Source organism: Pseudarthrobacter sp. efr-133-R2A-89, assembly GCF_030209315.1.
Taxonomy (GTDB): Bacteria; Actinomycetota; Actinomycetes; order Actinomycetales; family Micrococcaceae; genus Arthrobacter.
Map to the genome: position 1 here is coordinate 90,470 of NZ_JARVSE010000005.1, position 15,038 is coordinate 105,507.

The window sequence follows — 15,038 nt, forward strand, 5'->3', positions numbered from 1 at the left end:
CCGGAAGCCAACCATGAGTGAGCCCACCGAGACTGCCCCAGCCCAGTCCCTGGCCGCAGCCGTACGCGAGGCCGCGGAACACCTGGCCGAGGCCGGTGTCCCCAGTCCCCGGGCCGACGCAGAGCTGCTGGCGGACCACCTCCTCAACGTCGGGCTGGGACGCCTCCGTGCCCTGATGCTCGGTGATACGGCTGCGCCCGCGGGCTACGCCGAGCTGGTGGCTGAACGCGTCCGCCGCGTTCCGTTGCAGCACATCACCGGGGTGGCGCACTTCCGCTACCTTGAGCTGGCGGTTGGTCCCGGCGTGTTCATCCCCCGGCCGGAAACCGAATCCGTGGTCCAACTGGCCATTGACCACGTCAAGGGCATGCAGGCTCCCCGGATCGTGGACCTGGGCACCGGCTCGGGCGCCATCGCTGGCTCCGTCGCGCACGAGGTGCCCGGTGCCGACGTGCACGCGGTCGAGTTCAGCCCGTTTGCGCACGCCTGGGCGGCGAGGAACCTTGCACCCCTCGGCGTCAACCTCGTCCTGGGGGACCTGCGCAACGCGCTGCCGGAACTCAACGGAACTGTCGACGTCGTGATCTCCAACCCGCCGTACATCCCGGCCGCCGCCACCCCCAATGAACCCGAAGTTGCCCTGCATGACCCGCCCGAGGCGTTGTACGGCGGGGGAGCGGACGGCATGGAACTCCCGACGGCGGCAGCAGCCTCGGCTGCCCGGCTCCTGCGTCCCGGGGGCTACTTCGTCATGGAACACGCTGAAGTCCAGGCCGGCTGGATTGCCGCCATGCTCAGCCGGGCCGGCGCCTGGACAAGCATCAGTACGCACCTGGACCTCAACGGCAAAGAGCGCGCCACCAGCGCCGTGCTCGCGGACCAGGCCACACGGAATGAAAGAATGGGCCAGTGACCACAACCTACAACTGCACCATCGATGACGAGCGGGCACAGGGCCTGGAACACGCCCAGCGTGCCATTAGCGAAAAGAAGTGCGTGGTTCTCCCCACGGACACGGTCTACGGGATCGGTGCGGACGCCTTCTCGCCGCACGCCGTCACCATGCTGCTGGTATCAAAAGGCCGCAGCCGGACCATGCCGCCTCCTGTCCTGATTCCGCGCATCAACGCACTGGACGGCCTGGCCACGGAAGTGTCAGCCGACGCGCGCAAGCTCGCCGAAGCCTTTTGGCCCGGCGGCCTCACCCTGATCCTGCACGCCCAGCCCTCGCTCGACTGGGACCTCGGCGAGACCAAGGGCACCGTGGCGCTGCGGATGCCTGCCGACGAGGTAGCCCTGGAACTGCTGACCCTGACCGGCCCGCTCGCCGTCTCCTCAGCCAACCGCACCGGCCAGGCGCCGGCGCAAACCGCGGCAGCAGCGCGCGAACAGCTGGCTGACTCCGTCGAGGTGTACTTGGAGGGCGGCCCGCGTCCGCTTGAAGGTGAAGCCGGCGTCCCGTCAACCATCGTGGACGCCACCGGCCCCATCCTCCGCGTGGTACGCAACGGGGCGGTCAGCCTCGACCGGTTGCGCGAGCACGTCCCCGGCGTCCTGGGGCTCGGCGAAATCCCGATGGCAGAGGAAGAACCGCACGCCGAAAACGCCAGTGAACCGGACGCCAGCGTTGCGGGCAACCCCGACGCCGCTCCGGAAAACTGACATGCAGCCCAAAGTCGCCGTAGCAGCCGTCACCTTCGACCGCCACGAGGAGCTGGCCCTGCTCCTGCAAGGCCTGGCCACCCAAACCGCTCCCATCCATTCCATCGCCCTGGTGGACTCCGGCACCGTCCCCGCCACCGACGTCGTCAGCGCCGTGGGCGCGGACAACATCAACTACCTGCGCTCCGAAGCGAACCTCGGCGGCGCCGGCGGGTTCGCCTACGCCATCCTCGCCGCCATGGCCAGCGGCGCGGACTGGATCTGGATGATGGACGACGACGGCCACCCGGAGGACGCCAGCTGCCTGGCCGAACTGCTCCGCACCGCCGACGAGCACCAGCTGGACATCATCAGCCCGCTGGTTGCCGCCACCGCAGACCCCAACCGGCTCTCCTTCAATTTCCGCATCAACGGCCTGCTGACCAACGACAGGTCCCGGCTCGCTCCCATGGGCTACCTCCCCGACATGGTGCACTTCTTCAACGGCGCTCTGATCCGGACCGAGGTCTTCTACAAGATCGGCATTCCCGATGTGAAATTCTTCATCCGCGGGGATGAGGTGGACTTCCTGTCCCGGGTGAAAAAGGCAGGCCTGAAATACGGCACCCTGGCCACCGTGGCCGTGCAGCACCCCGCCACCTGGACCGAGATGAAGCCGGTGTTCGGCGGCTTCATCACCCCCGTCATCCCGGAGGGCGAGTTCAAGCGCTACTGCTACTTCCGCAACCGCGGCTACCTGACCCGGAAATACCGCAACCTGCGCTGGTTCAGCGCCGACATCGTCGGTTTCCCGTACTACTTCCTGAAGACCGGTGACTTCAAGGGCCTCGCACACTGGTTCGGCGCCTACTCCACCGGCTTCCGCGGCAAGGGCTTCGGCTCGCCCGCGGAACTGATGTCCGCCAGGAACTAGGCCGCCGTGGACAACCTGTACGCCGTCGTCGTCACCTTCAACCGTGCCGAGTTCCTCCGCAACCTGCTCCGCTCCTTCACCGGGCCGGGCAGCGCTCCCGCGCAGGTCCTGGTGGTGGATAACGCCAGCACCGACCACACGGCCGACGTCGTGGCGCAGGCGATGTCCGCCGGCGGCCCGCCCATCCGGTACGAGAAGCTGGACCGGAACGTGGGCGGCGCCGGGGGATTTTCCCGCGGCGTCCAACTCGCGCTGGAGTCGGGTGCCGAGTGGCTGTGGCTGATGGACGACGACGTCGAGGTCCTTCCCGGTGCCGTGGACGCCCTGGACAAATTCACGCCCGAGTATTCCTGCATGATCGGCCGCCGGTACGACGCCAACGGCAAGCCCTTCTTTTGGCAGCACCATTTCGTGGAATCGCTGGGCGTCTTCCTGCCGGTGTCCCGGGACGTGTTCAAGCATTCGGACGTGTTCCGCACCAACGTGGGGAATTTTGAGGGCATGCTGGTCAGGGCCTCGGTGGCCCGCGAGATCGGCCTGCCGGACCCGCGCTTCTTCATCACCTGGGACGACCTCATCTACGGCTGGCTCGCCGCACAGCGGACCCAGGTGGTGTACGTGAACGCCTTCGTCATCAAGAAGGTCCGTGCCCAGCGGCAGGTGGACCTGGGACTGCGCCACCTAAACGATTCTTCCGACCTCAGCCGGCGCTACGTGATGCGCAATCGGGGACACGTGGCGCACTACCTGAAGGCGTACGGCAAGTACAACAAGGCCGGTTTCGCGGCCGGGACGGCGCTGACTTTCCTCAAGGAAATAGCCCGGCTGGTCCTGGTGGAACGCACCCTCAAGGGCTCCGGTGCGCTGTGGCGCGGATGGCGTGAATCACGCACGATCCTCTCGGACACCGGATGGAAACCCATGCCTCCAGTGCCCGCGCATCCGGGAAGTGGAAGCCGAAGAGATTAGTATCGTTCTAGGTCCCGACGCCGTCCGACGGTTTTTGCGGCGGGGCATTATGAAAAAGGCGCTGGCCGCCGTGGTAGTGGAAGTCGGTTGCATCTTCTGTTGAGTACAAAATCTGAAACGCGCGCACCCGCCGCCGTACGGGACGAGAAACCCGCCATCTGGATCTGGATCCAGGTATTCCTCGACTCCATGTCGTGGGTTGTGGCCATCGTCCTGGCACTGCTGCTGCGCTACGAGATGGGCATCCGGGTGGAGCAGTTCGCCGGTGCCTTCGCCATCGCTGCCATCGCCGTCGTCGTCCAGATGCTGGCAGGATACTCCCTCGCCTTGTACCGGGGCCGCTATCCCTTCGGCAGCTTCCAGGAAGCCCGGGCACTGGTGTTCGTCACGGTCATCGTGGCCGCCTCCATCACCGCCAGCCTGCTGGTCCTCTATGAGGCCATCAACATCGGCCGCAGCGTGGGCCTCATCGCCTTCCCGTTCGCTTGCCTCTTCATGGGCGCCGCCCGCTACGCCAAGCGGCTCTACGCCGAAAGCAAGACCAGGCCCGGTGACGGGGCGCAAAACACGCTGGTCTACGGCGCAGGGTTCCTCGGCAACTCCTTGGTAACCCGGATGCTGCAGGACCCGGACTCGCCCTACTTCCCGGTGGGCCTGGTGGATGACGATCCCGCCAAAAAGCACCTGCGCCTTTCCGGTGTCCAGGTCCAGGGCCGCGGGGACGACCTCCCCGCCATCATCCGGCGCACCCGGGCAACCGTCCTGGTGGTGGCGTTCGCCAACGTCGAAGCGGGACTGGTGCGCCGCATCTCCGACGCCGTGGCCGGGCTGAACGTCCGCGTCCTCGTCCTGCCTCCGCTGAGGGACATGCTGGGCAGCGGTGCGCCCGCAGGGTTCTCCGATTTCCGCGACGTGGCGGTCGAAGACCTGATCGGCCGGCGCCCGGTGGACATCAAGGTCGACGAGATTGCCGGCTACATCAAGGGCAAGCGGGTGCTGGTGACCGGCGCCGGCGGATCCATCGGCTCTGAACTCTGCCGCCAGATCGTGCAGTTCGAACCCTCGGAACTGATCATGCTGGACCACGATGAAACCGGGCTGCAGCAGACCCAGATTTCCATCACCGGGCGCGGCCTGCTGGCCGGCCGCGACACCGTCCTGGCAAACATCCGCGACGGCGAGGCCCTCCAGGAGATCTTCGCCGACCGGCAGCCCGAAGTGGTGTTCCACGCGGCAGCCCTCAAGCATGCTCCACTGCTCCAGCAGTACCCGGTGGAGGCGTGGAAGACGAACGTGTGCGGCACGTTGAACGTGCTGCGCGCTGCCCGCCGGGCAGGCGTCTCGAACTTCGTCAACATTTCCACCGACAAGGCCGCCAACCCCACCACCGCGCTCGGCCACTCCAAGCGGGTTGCCGAAAAGCTGACCGCCTGGATGGCAGGGCAGACGCAAAAGAAGTTCGTCTCCGTCCGTTTCGGCAACGTCATGGGCAGCCGCGGCTCCATGCTGCCGCTCTTCACCGAACAGATCCGCGTTGGCGGTCCGGTCACGGTCACCGACCCCGATGTGACGCGCTTCTTCATGACCATTCCCGAAGCCTGCCAGCTGGTGATCCAGGCCGGTGCGATCGGTGCCGGCGGCGATGTCCTGATCCTCGACATGGGCGAACCTGTCCGGATCCTCGACGTGGCACAACGAATGATCGCCATGTCCGGCAAGGACGTGGAGATCATCTATACGGGACTGCGGCCGGGGGAGAAGCTGCACGAGGAACTGGTGGGCGCCGGGGAACTGGACAAACGCCCGCTGCACCCCAAGATTTCACACACCCGGGCCACCGAGCAGGATCCGGACAAGCTCGACCTCAACGTTTGGCTGGCCCGTTGTGAAGCTGAACAAGGCGTCAGCATCAGCGACATTCCCGACGACGAGGCCGATGATACGGGCGCCATCAGGGTTGCGTCATGATGCCGCTCCTGCTGGTGGCACTGGCAACCCTGCTGGCGAGCCTCCTCCTCCCGTTCGCGGTGAAGCCGTGGTTGGTCCGGATGGGCGTGGTGGACGTTCCCTCCGCCCGCTCATCGCACGTCAAGGCAACCATCCGCGGCATGGGGGTCGCCGCCGCCCTCGCCACCGTCATCGGCTACGCGGCAGCGGTCCTCCTGGGCGTGGTCACGGTTGACCGGTCCGTGGCCGCCGTCGTCCTGGCGATCATTGTGGCCTGCTCCGTTGTCGGCTGGGTCGAGGACCTGCGCGGCCTGTCCATCCGCGGCCGCGCAGCTGCCCAGCTCGGCATCGGGGCCGCCGGTTCCGTGGCCCTGATCCTGCTGACCGGCCAGTCGTTCTGGTGGCTGCCCCTCGCTGCCCTGGCGATCGCGGCGTACGTCAACATTGCCAACTTCATGGACGGCGTCAACGGAATCTCGGGCCTGCACGGGGTCACTGCCGGCGGGGCCTACGCGCTGGCCGGCGCGCTGGCGGAACAACCGTGGCTCACGGCTGGTGGAGCCGTGCTCGCGATGTCCTTCCTGGGGTTCCTGCCTTGGAACCTGGGCCGGGGTTCAGTCTTCCTGGGAGACGTGGGCAGCTACCTGCTCGGCGCATCCGTAGCCGCCCTGGCCGTAGCCGGCTTCCTTGGCGGTGTCTACGTGGAATACGTCCTTTCACCCATCCTGGTGTACGCCGCGGACACCGGCTACACATTGCTGCGACGGATCAAGGCGGGGGAGCGCTGGTACGCATCCCACCGTGAGCACGTCTACCAGCGGCTTACGGATGTCGGCTTCTCGCACCTGCAGTCGGCTGCCGCCGTTACTTGCTGCACGGTCGCCGTCATCATCCTCGGCTTTGTCGCCGCCACCGCGTCGTTGCCGGTGGTGGCCCTGTGCGTGGCCGGCACCGTCCTGGTCCTCGTCGTGTACCTGGCCAGCCCGGACCTGATCGGACGCCGCCGCCGCAGGTCCAAAGTCACACGGCTGCCGGTGACCTAGCCATGTTCTATCTCGTGTAGAATTTAGGGGCAGCCCAAGCTGCTCCTCCACCCTTTACCTCCTGGCGCTGAGCCATGGGGTGCCGACGATTGGGATCGAATGACCTCCAACGCCGAGTCCGGACCTGTGTCCGGCCATGGACACGTTGGCTCTTCGGGTCCCACACGTTCGCTCTGGCTGAACCTGCTCAAGCGCAGTTCCATTGCCGCCACGGCCGGCCTGGCGCTGTGCGCCATTCCTGCCGCGCTCCTCAATGGAGTCAGCGGGGCAATTTCCAGTTTCCTCGGCGGCCTGCTGGTCATGCTGTTCTTCGGAATCAGCCTGCTGGTTGGCCACTTCGTGGGACGCCGCAATCCGTCCGGCGCGATTGGGGTGTTCGTAGCCACCTACTTCATCAAGGTGGTTGGCTTCGCGGTTGTCCTCTTCATTGTCGGGGCTCCGGCGTGGCTGCACGGACGCTGGTTCGTCATAGGTGCCGTGGTCGCCGTCGTCCTCTGGCAGGCTGCCGAGATCCATGGCTTCAGCAAAGCCCGCCTCCAGATCTACAACGATCCGGAAGAGAAGGGAACCACCGATGCGTAACCCGAAGAAATCCGACGCGGCAGCAAACGCCAATCGCCGATCCAACGGCTCCGCACCCGGTGATTCCGAGGCTTCGAACGACGGCGGCTACAACGCTGGAATGGCGGTGTTCAGCTACATCATTGGCGGAATCATCGTCTGGAGTTTGATAGGGTGGGGACTGGATTACGTGTGGGGAACGCGCTGGATCGTGCTCGCAGGCGCTCTGCTTGGAGCCGTCGGAGGTTTTTACCTTTCCCATATGCATGGCCTTACCAGTTCTCGCACAAACGCTGGTGATCGCCATGCTGCCAGCGGGCCGTCCCAGGACGGCAACACTAATGCCAAATAATTTCACAGGGGGAACAGCAGGCTGTCAGGCTGCCGGACCCCGCCCAACGCCCAATGATGGACACTGCAGAGAGGAAACGCGTTGATCGCGCTTGCGCTCCCGGCCCAAGATTCAGGAGAGTTCACTCCTCCTGGAATTAACGAAATGCATTTGCCGGCAATCCTGCCGTGGGGTGCCGCAGAAGGATTCTCCAAGCAGATGCTGCTGGTCCTCCTCTCTGTCGTCTTTATCGCCGTCTTCTTCGTGCTCGCCGCACGCAAGCAGCAGCTGGTACCCGGCAAGCTCCAGTTCGCCGGCGAGGCCGCCTACGGCTTCGTCCGCAACGGAATCGCCAAGGACATCATCGGCGGCAGGGACTTCATCAAGTACGTCCCGCTGCTGTTCAGCCTGTTCTTCTTCATCCTGGTCAACAACATCTACGGCGCCATTCCGGTGTTCCAGCTCCCCACGTTCTCGCACGTGGGTGGAGCGTATGTGCTGGCCGGCCTGGTCTACGTGACCTGGATCGCCATCGGCATCAAGAAGAACGGCCTGCGCTACTTCAAGCTGGCCACCGTACCCTCCGGGGTTCCGTGGTACATCCTGCCGATCGTTATCCCGATCGAGATCATCTCCAACTTCGTTGTCCGGCCGGTCACGCACAGCCTTCGTCTGTTCGCGACCATGCTCGCCGGCCACCTCATCGTGATGATCGCGGGCTCCGGCATTGAGTACCTGATCATGCAGGAGAACTTCCTGCTCAAGGGCACGTCGGTCCTGGTCCTGGCCGGTGCGATCGCCATGTACATGCTTGAAGCCCTGATCATGGTCCTGCAGGCCTACGTCTTCACGCTGCTGACCGCGATCTACATCGAAGGCGCACTCCACGCCGACAGCCACTAGGCACGCCGGCGGGGCGCCACGTCCCTGACGGCACACACAGAATTCCCCTCGCGGGGATGAAGCAACCCAAACAACCTGCCACACAAGTGGCATCTTGAAAGGAAAAAAAATGGAAGGCTCCATCAACGGCTCCCTCAACCTCATCGGCTATGGCCTCTCGGCTATCGGCGGTGGTATCGGTGTGGGTCTCGTGTTCGCTGCCTACATCAACGGCGTTGCGCGCCAGCCGGAAGCCCAGCGCGTCCTGCAGCCCATCGCATTCCTTGGCCTGGCGCTGACCGAAGCACTCGCCATCCTGGGCCTGGTCTTCGCTTTCGTTCTCAAGTAAACCCAGAGAACTTCAGCGAACATTCAGAACCGAGTAGATAAAGGACGGGTGAAATATGCATCAGCTGAACATCTCAGCCGCCGCTGAGGGCGACGTCAACCCCCTTGTTCCCAATGGCTGGGAAATGCTGGTTGTCTTCGTTGGCTTCGCCATCCTCTTTTTCATCGTGGTCAAGTACGTTGTCCCGATGTTCGAGAAGACCTTCGCCGAGCGTGCCGAGGCCATTGAAGGCGGCATCGCCAAGGCTGAAAAGGCCCAGGCTGAGGCGTCTGCTGCACTCGAAGAGTACAAGCAGCAGCTGACCGACGCCCGCACCGAAGCAAACCGCATCCGTGAGGAAGCCCGCGCCGAAGGTGCCCAGATCCTCGCGGATCTCAAGGAAAAGGCGGCAGCAGAGTCTGCCCGCATCACTGCGCAGGCCCACGCACAGATCGAATCAGAGCGCCAGGCGGCCGTTGTGTCCCTGCGTTCCGAGGTCGGCACCCTTGCCACCACCCTGGCAGGCCGCATCGTGGGCGAGTCCCTCGATGACGACGCCCGTGCAGCACGGGTCGTGGACCGTTTCCTGGCAGATCTGGAGTCCCAGAACGCAGGTGCAGCTAAATAATGGCAGGCGTATCGAGCGAATCGCTGGCAACAGCCCTGGCCGCCTTGGAAGCGAAGCTTCCGACCGCGTCGCTGCAGCTGGCAAAGGAACTCTTCGGAATTCTGGGAATGGTGGACAGCTCGGCTGGTTTGCGCCGTGCCCTGACTGACCCCTCCCGCAGCGGCGACGAGAAATCGGCGCTGGTCAGGCAGCTGGTTGGCGGAAAAGTCTCCGCTGATGCGGCTGAAATCGCGGGCGGACTGGCCAGCTCACGCTGGGCATCGGCGCGCGACATCGGCGATGCACTCGAGACTCTTGCCGCAACGGTGGTCATTTCCGTTGCTGAAAACAAGTCGGCCGTTTCTGCCTCCGGAATCACTGGCCTGGAAGAGCTGGAAAACGACCTGTTTTCCTTCAACCAGGCCGTTGCCTCCAGCCATGAGGTACAACGTGCTCTGTCCGAACCACAGGCAAGCGCTGCAGCCAAGGCGAGGCTCGCCGAGAGGCTGGTGCCCGGTGCCAGTGAGGAAGCAAAGGTCCTCATCATCCAGGCAGTCACCCAGCCCCGCGGCATCAAGCCCACCCGGCTGGTGGAAAGGTTTGCCGAACTGGCGGCCAAGCGGCAGCAGCGCTGGATTGCAACAGTCAGCGTGACCCGGCCGTTGTCGGAGACACAGCTGGCACGCCTCCAGGCGGGCATGAACGCACTGTACGGGCGGGAATTGAAGGTCAACGTCATTGTTGACCCGTCGCTCATTGGCGGAATCCGCGTCCAGGTGGGCGACGAGGTACTCGATGCCTCGGTCCTTACCCGGCTGGGAGAACTGCAACGCCAGCTGGCCGGCTAGCCGGACAAGCACAACCAAACTGATAGAAACCCCGGTCACCGTTTGCGGTGATCACAAACAGGAGAGCAGGGACTGCAGATGGCCGAATTGACCATCAACGCCGACGACGTCCGTAATGCGCTGAACGAGTTCGCGGCGTCCTACGAACCCGGGAACGCAGAGCGCGTAGAGGTCGGCCGCGTAACCACCGCAAGTGACGGCATCGCCCGTGTTGAGGGCCTTCCCTCGGTCATGGCGAACGAGCTGCTGCGCTTCGAGGACGGCACCCTGGGCCTGGCCCAGAACCTTGACGTCCGCGAGATCGGCGTCATCATCCTCGGTGACTTCACCGGCATCGAAGAAGGCCAGGAAGTCCACCGGACCGGGCAGGTTCTGTCCGTTCCCGTTGGCGACGCCTTCCTCGGCCGCGTGGTGGACCCGCTGGGCGTGCCCATCGACGATCTTGGCGAGATCAAGGCCGAGACCACCCGCGCGCTGGAGCTCCAGGCTCCCGGCGTGACCCAGCGTAAGTCGGTCCACGAACCGATGCAGACCGGCCTGAAGGCCATCGACGCGATGATCCCGATCGGCCGTGGCCAGCGCCAGCTGATCATTGGCGACCGCCAGACCGGCAAGTCCGCGATCGCGATCGACACCATCATCAACCAGAAGGCCAACTGGGCCTCCGGCGATGTCACCAAGCAGGTCCGCTGCATCTATGTCGCCATCGGCCAGAAGGCGTCCACGATTGCCGCCATCCGCCAGACCCTTGAGGACAACGGCGCGCTGGAGTACACCACCATCGTGGCTTCTCCCGCCTCCGACCCCGCAGGCTTCAAGTACCTGGCACCGTACGCCGGTTCGGCCATCGGCCAGCACTGGATGTACGGCGGCAAGCACGTCCTCATCGTGTTCGATGACCTTTCCAAGCAGGCCGAGGCCTACCGTGCAGTGTCCCTGCTGCTCCGCCGCCCGCCGGGACGCGAAGCTTACCCGGGTGACGTCTTCTACCTGCACTCCCGCCTGCTGGAGCGTTGTGCCAAGCTCTCCGACGAGCTCGGTGCCGGCTCCATGACGGGCCTGCCGCTGATCGAGACCAAGGCGAACGACGTGTCCGCCTACATCCCGACCAACGTCATCTCCATCACCGACGGCCAGATCTTCCTCCAGTCGGACCTCTTCAACGCCAACCAGCGGCCGGCTGTGGACGTTGGTGTCTCGGTGTCCCGCGTTGGCGGTGCCGCCCAGGTGAAGTCCATGAAGAAGGTCTCCGGTACGTTGAAGCTGGACCTGGCCCAGTACCGCGACATGCAGGCGTTTGCCATGTTCGCATCCGACCTGGATGCTGCATCGCGCCAGCAGCTCACCCGTGGTGCCCGCCTGATGGAACTGCTGAAGCAGGGCCAGTACTCACCGTTCCCGGTCGAGGACCAGGTTGTTTCCATCTGGGCCGGCACCAACGGCTACCTGGACGACGTTCCGGTCGAGGACATCAGCCGGTTCGAGGCTGAGTTCCTTGAGCACCTCCGCCACAAGTCCTCGATCCTGACCACGCTGGCACAGACCAACGTCCTGGACGATGACACCGTTGCAGCTCTGAAGTCCTCAATCGTGGACTTCAAGAAGGGCTTCTTCGGCGAGGGTGACAACCACCTGGTAGGCGCCGGCCACGAGGAGCACGACGCTATCTCCGAGGGCGAAGTCGACCAGGAAAAGATCGTCAAGCAGAAGCGCTAGTTCCGCACCGCCGGGTGTGCCGGGCCGCAAAGGCCCGGCACACCCGGCGACGGAATGTTAGGAAAGGATAAGTATGGGAGCCCAGATCCGGGTCTACCGCCAGAAGATCAGCTCGACCACGTCGATGCGCAAGATCTTCAAGGCGATGGAACTGATCGCTACCTCGCGCATCGGGAAGGCCCGTGCGCGCGTAGCAGCTTCACTGCCTTACGCGAACGCGATCACGCGCGCCGTTTCTGCTGTCGCCAGCCAAAGCGAAATCGACCACCCGCTGATCACTGAGCCAGAGCAGATCCGCCGTGCCGCAGTCCTGGTAATCACCTCGGACCGCGGCCTGGCAGGTTCCTACTCGGCCAGCGTCCTCAAGCAGGCGGAAGGTCTCAACGAGCTGCTCCGCGCCGAAGGCAAGGAAGTCAAGACCTATGTCGTGGGCCGCAAAGCCCAGGCGTACTTCGATTTTCGGAACCGCGAATACGCGCGGGTCTGGACCGGAGGAACCGACGCACCCGAGTTCGCTACTGCCCGTGAAATCGGCGCAGCGTTGCTGGCAGAATTCGCGACCGACTTCGAAGACGGCGGCGTGGACGAAATCCACGTTGTCTACACCCGCTTCAAGTCCATGGTCACCCAGGAGCCGACGGTCATCCGCCTGCTCCCGCTTGAAGTAGTGGAAGAGCAGGCTGAATCCGAATCGGATCTCCTGCCGCTGTACGAGTTCGAACCGGAAGCGGAGCGTGTCCTTGACGCCTTGCTGCCGCGCTACATCGAATCCCGTATCTTCGCAGCCATGTTGCAGGCAGCAGCTTCCGAGCTCGCAGCCCGCCAGCGGGCGATGAAGTCCGCAGGCGACAACGCAACGGACCTGATCAAGAAGTACACGCGTCTGCGCAACACGGCCCGCCAGGCCGAGATCACGCAGGAACTCTCCGAGATTGTTGCCGGTGCGGACGCCCTCGCGTCCTAGCCTGCACAGCCCCGGTTCCGCGTAACCAGCACCACCACAGATAAACTTAACCCCACGCCATCTACTGAATGAAGTGAGAGAGATGACTGCCACTGCTACCGAACACGTAGCCGCAACGTCCGGTGCAACCGGCCGTATTGCGCGCGTAATCGGCCCGGTTGTCGACGTCGAATTCCCGGCTGACGCAATCCCGTCGATCTACAACGCCCTCACCACCGAGATCACGCTCAACGGTGAGACCAAGACCATCACGTTCGAGACCTCCCAGCACCTGGGCGACAACCTCGTGCGCGCCATCTCCCTGCAGGCAACCGACGGCCTGGTCCGCGGCACGTCCGTGGTGGACAGCGGCGCCCCCATCTCCGTGCCCGTCGGCGACGGTGTCAAGGGCCACATCTTCAACGTGCTGGGCCAGCCCCTGGACGTTGCGGAGTCGGAACTGGACATCAGCGAACGCTGGCCGATCCACCGCAAGGCCCCGAGCTTTGCTTCGCTCGAAGGCTCCACCGAGATGCTGGAGACCGGCATCAAAGTCATCGACCTCCTCACCCCGTACATCAAGGGTGGAAAGATCGGCCTCTTCGGCGGCGCCGGCGTGGGCAAGACCGTCCTGATCCAGGAAATGATCACCCGTGTTGCCCGCAACTTCGGTGGTACTTCCGTGTTCGCCGGTGTCGGTGAGCGTACCCGTGAAGGTAACGACCTCTGGGTTGAAATGGAAGAGGCAGGCGTCCTCAAGGACACCGCCCTTGTGTTCGGCCAGATGGATGAGCCGCCGGGAACGCGCCTGCGCGTGGCACTGTCCGCCCTGACCATGGCGGAGTACTTCCGCGATGTCCAGAACCAGGACGTGCTGCTGTTCATCGATAACATCTTCCGGTTCACCCAGGCCGGTTCCGAGGTATCGACCCTGCTGGGCCGCATGCCTTCAGCCGTTGGCTACCAGCCGAACCTGGCGGATGAGATGGGCCTCCTGCAGGAGCGCATCACCTCCACCAAGGGCCACTCCATCACCTCGATGCAGGCCATTTACGTTCCCGCAGATGACTACACCGACCCGGCTCCGGCCACGACCTTCGCACACCTCGACGCGACCACGGAACTTTCCCGTGAAATCGCCTCCCGTGGTCTGTACCCGGCCGTTGACCCGCTGACGTCCACCTCCCGCATCCTGGATCCCCAGTACATCGGCAAGGACCACTACAACACGGCTGTCCGCGTGAAGCAGATCCTGCAGAAGAACAAGGAACTCCAGGACATCATCGCCATCCTCGGTGTCGATGAGCTCTCCGAAGAAGACAAGATCGTGGTGTCGCGTGCGCGCCGCATCCAGCAGTTCCTCTCGCAGAACACCTACACCGCCAAGCAGTTCACCGGTGTTGAGGGCTCCACGGTTTCCATCAAGGACACCGTTGAAGGCTTCTCGGCGATCTGCGATGGCGAACTCGACCACATCGCGGAGCAGGCGTTCTTCAACGTCGGTGGCCTCGATGACGTTGAGCGCCAGTGGGCCAAGATCCAGGAACAGACCAAGTAATATGGCTGAGCTTGAGGTTGAGATTGTCGCAGCGGACCACTTTGTGTGGTCCGGAGCGGCCAAGATGGTCAAGGCCCGCACCAGCGATGGTGAAATCGGAATCCTGCCCGGCCACTCGCCCCTGCTGGCGATCCTGGCCGAAGGTGAACTGGCCATCCAGCCAGTGTCAGGGGACCGTATTGCGGTAGACGTTGACGGTGGGTTCTTCTCCGTGGACAACAACCGCGTGGTCATCGTTGCTGACAACGCCCAGCTGGGCGGCTCGGCTACCGCTGGGATCCGCTAGCACGACCTTGATGGACGCGCCGGGTATTTCGTTCATCGCACTGGCAATCGTGTTCGGATTGCTGATTTTTGCACTGTGCCTTTCGGGGGTGCGCCGTTTCAATTTGCGGCGCGCCCTCGGCACGGTGGACGCCTCCATTTGCGTTGCTGGTAACAGCTGGCAAATGGGGGTTTGTCGTTATCAGGCCAACGACCTTGAATGGTTCCGGTTGATTTCCCTGAGCGTCCGCCCGAAGTACACCTTCAAGCGCAGCTCGCTGGAGCTCCTGGGCAGGCGCCAGCCCACCGAAGCCGAAGCCGTCAAGGTCCAGCCGGATGTGGTCATCGTCGAGCTCCGCTATGAGGGCCAGGACCTGCACCTGGCCATGAAGTTCGACGCATACACGGGCCTTTCCTCATGGCTCGAAGCCGGTCCGGTCATCGGCGTAGGGACCTGGCGCTAGCC

The 15,038-nt window shown here is 64.1% G+C and carries 17 protein-coding genes; all 17 read left to right on the top strand.

Features of this window, described 5'->3' with window-relative positions:
* The first annotated feature begins 13 nt into the window (after positions 1-13).
* Complete coding sequence (gene prmC / locus QRM95_RS09610; protein ID WP_285247554.1) at positions 14-913, top strand: peptide chain release factor N(5)-glutamine methyltransferase; 900 nt, start codon at positions 14-16, stop codon at positions 911-913.
* A complete protein-coding gene (locus QRM95_RS09615; RefSeq protein ID WP_285247555.1) occupies positions 910-1,662 on the top strand; it encodes an L-threonylcarbamoyladenylate synthase in 753 nt (250 codons plus the stop codon). The genes prmC and QRM95_RS09615 overlap by 4 nt, the downstream gene beginning before the upstream one ends.
* A gap of 1 nt (position 1,663) precedes the next feature.
* On the top strand, positions 1,664-2,575 hold the full coding sequence (locus QRM95_RS09620; protein ID WP_285247556.1) for a glycosyltransferase: 912 nt from the start codon (positions 1,664-1,666) through the stop codon (positions 2,573-2,575).
* A gap of 6 nt (positions 2,576-2,581) precedes the next feature.
* On the top strand, positions 2,582-3,544 hold the full coding sequence (locus QRM95_RS09625) for a glycosyltransferase (protein WP_285247557.1): 963 nt from the start codon (positions 2,582-2,584) through the stop codon (positions 3,542-3,544).
* Positions 3,545-3,643: 99 nt separating this feature from the next.
* On the top strand, positions 3,644-5,512 hold the full coding sequence (locus tag QRM95_RS09630) for a polysaccharide biosynthesis protein (RefSeq protein WP_285247558.1): 1,869 nt from the start codon (positions 3,644-3,646) through the stop codon (positions 5,510-5,512).
* Complete coding sequence (locus QRM95_RS09635) at positions 5,509-6,534, top strand: MraY family glycosyltransferase (protein WP_285247559.1); 1,026 nt, start codon at positions 5,509-5,511, stop codon at positions 6,532-6,534. The genes QRM95_RS09630 and QRM95_RS09635 overlap by 4 nt, the downstream gene beginning before the upstream one ends.
* 99 nt (positions 6,535-6,633) lie before the next feature.
* Positions 6,634-7,116 (top strand): Cg1360 family ATP-synthase-associated protein, encoded by a 483-nt coding sequence (locus tag QRM95_RS09640; protein ID WP_285247560.1) that lies wholly within the window; start codon positions 6,634-6,636, stop codon positions 7,114-7,116.
* Complete coding sequence (locus QRM95_RS09645; RefSeq protein ID WP_285247561.1) at positions 7,109-7,447, top strand: AtpZ/AtpI family protein; 339 nt, start codon at positions 7,109-7,111, stop codon at positions 7,445-7,447. The genes QRM95_RS09640 and QRM95_RS09645 overlap by 8 nt, the downstream gene beginning before the upstream one ends.
* An 81-nt stretch (positions 7,448-7,528) precedes the next feature.
* The gene (gene atpB, locus QRM95_RS09650; RefSeq protein WP_026264239.1) at positions 7,529-8,329 is read left to right on the top strand and encodes a F0F1 ATP synthase subunit A; all 801 of its coding nucleotides are present in this window, start codon (positions 7,529-7,531) and stop codon (positions 8,327-8,329) included.
* 109 nt (positions 8,330-8,438) lie between these two features.
* Positions 8,439-8,657 carry an ATP synthase F0 subunit C gene (atpE, locus tag QRM95_RS09655; RefSeq protein ID WP_003804776.1) on the top strand — a complete coding sequence of 73 codons (219 nt, stop codon included), beginning with the start codon at positions 8,439-8,441 and terminating at the stop codon, positions 8,655-8,657.
* Between the two features lie 55 nt (positions 8,658-8,712).
* The gene (locus QRM95_RS09660) at positions 8,713-9,264 is read left to right on the top strand and encodes a F0F1 ATP synthase subunit B (protein WP_285247562.1); all 552 of its coding nucleotides are present in this window, start codon (positions 8,713-8,715) and stop codon (positions 9,262-9,264) included.
* Positions 9,264-10,091, top strand: a complete 828-nt coding sequence (locus QRM95_RS09665; RefSeq protein ID WP_285247563.1) for a F0F1 ATP synthase subunit delta — start codon at positions 9,264-9,266, stop codon at positions 10,089-10,091. Before QRM95_RS09660 ends, QRM95_RS09665 begins: the two co-directional genes overlap by 1 nt.
* Positions 10,092-10,169: 78 nt before the next feature.
* On the top strand, positions 10,170-11,807 hold the full coding sequence (gene atpA, locus QRM95_RS09670) for a F0F1 ATP synthase subunit alpha (protein ID WP_018760120.1): 1,638 nt from the start codon (positions 10,170-10,172) through the stop codon (positions 11,805-11,807).
* A 73-nt stretch (positions 11,808-11,880) separates the two neighbouring features.
* Positions 11,881-12,771 (top strand): F0F1 ATP synthase subunit gamma, encoded by an 891-nt coding sequence (locus QRM95_RS09675; protein WP_141942080.1) that lies wholly within the window; start codon positions 11,881-11,883, stop codon positions 12,769-12,771.
* Positions 12,772-12,853: 82 nt separating this feature from the next.
* Positions 12,854-14,308: a F0F1 ATP synthase subunit beta gene (gene atpD, locus QRM95_RS09680; RefSeq protein ID WP_018760118.1), complete on the top strand. Its 1,455-nt coding sequence runs from the start codon at positions 12,854-12,856 to the stop codon at positions 14,306-14,308.
* A 1-nt stretch (position 14,309) separates the two neighbouring features.
* The gene (locus QRM95_RS09685; protein ID WP_018760117.1) at positions 14,310-14,594 is read left to right on the top strand and encodes a F0F1 ATP synthase subunit epsilon; all 285 of its coding nucleotides are present in this window, start codon (positions 14,310-14,312) and stop codon (positions 14,592-14,594) included.
* 10 nt (positions 14,595-14,604) lie between these two features.
* Positions 14,605-15,036, top strand: coding sequence for a DUF2550 domain-containing protein (locus tag QRM95_RS09690; RefSeq protein ID WP_285247564.1), 432 nt, complete (start codon positions 14,605-14,607; stop codon positions 15,034-15,036).
* The last annotated feature ends 2 nt before the right edge of the window (positions 15,037-15,038 follow it).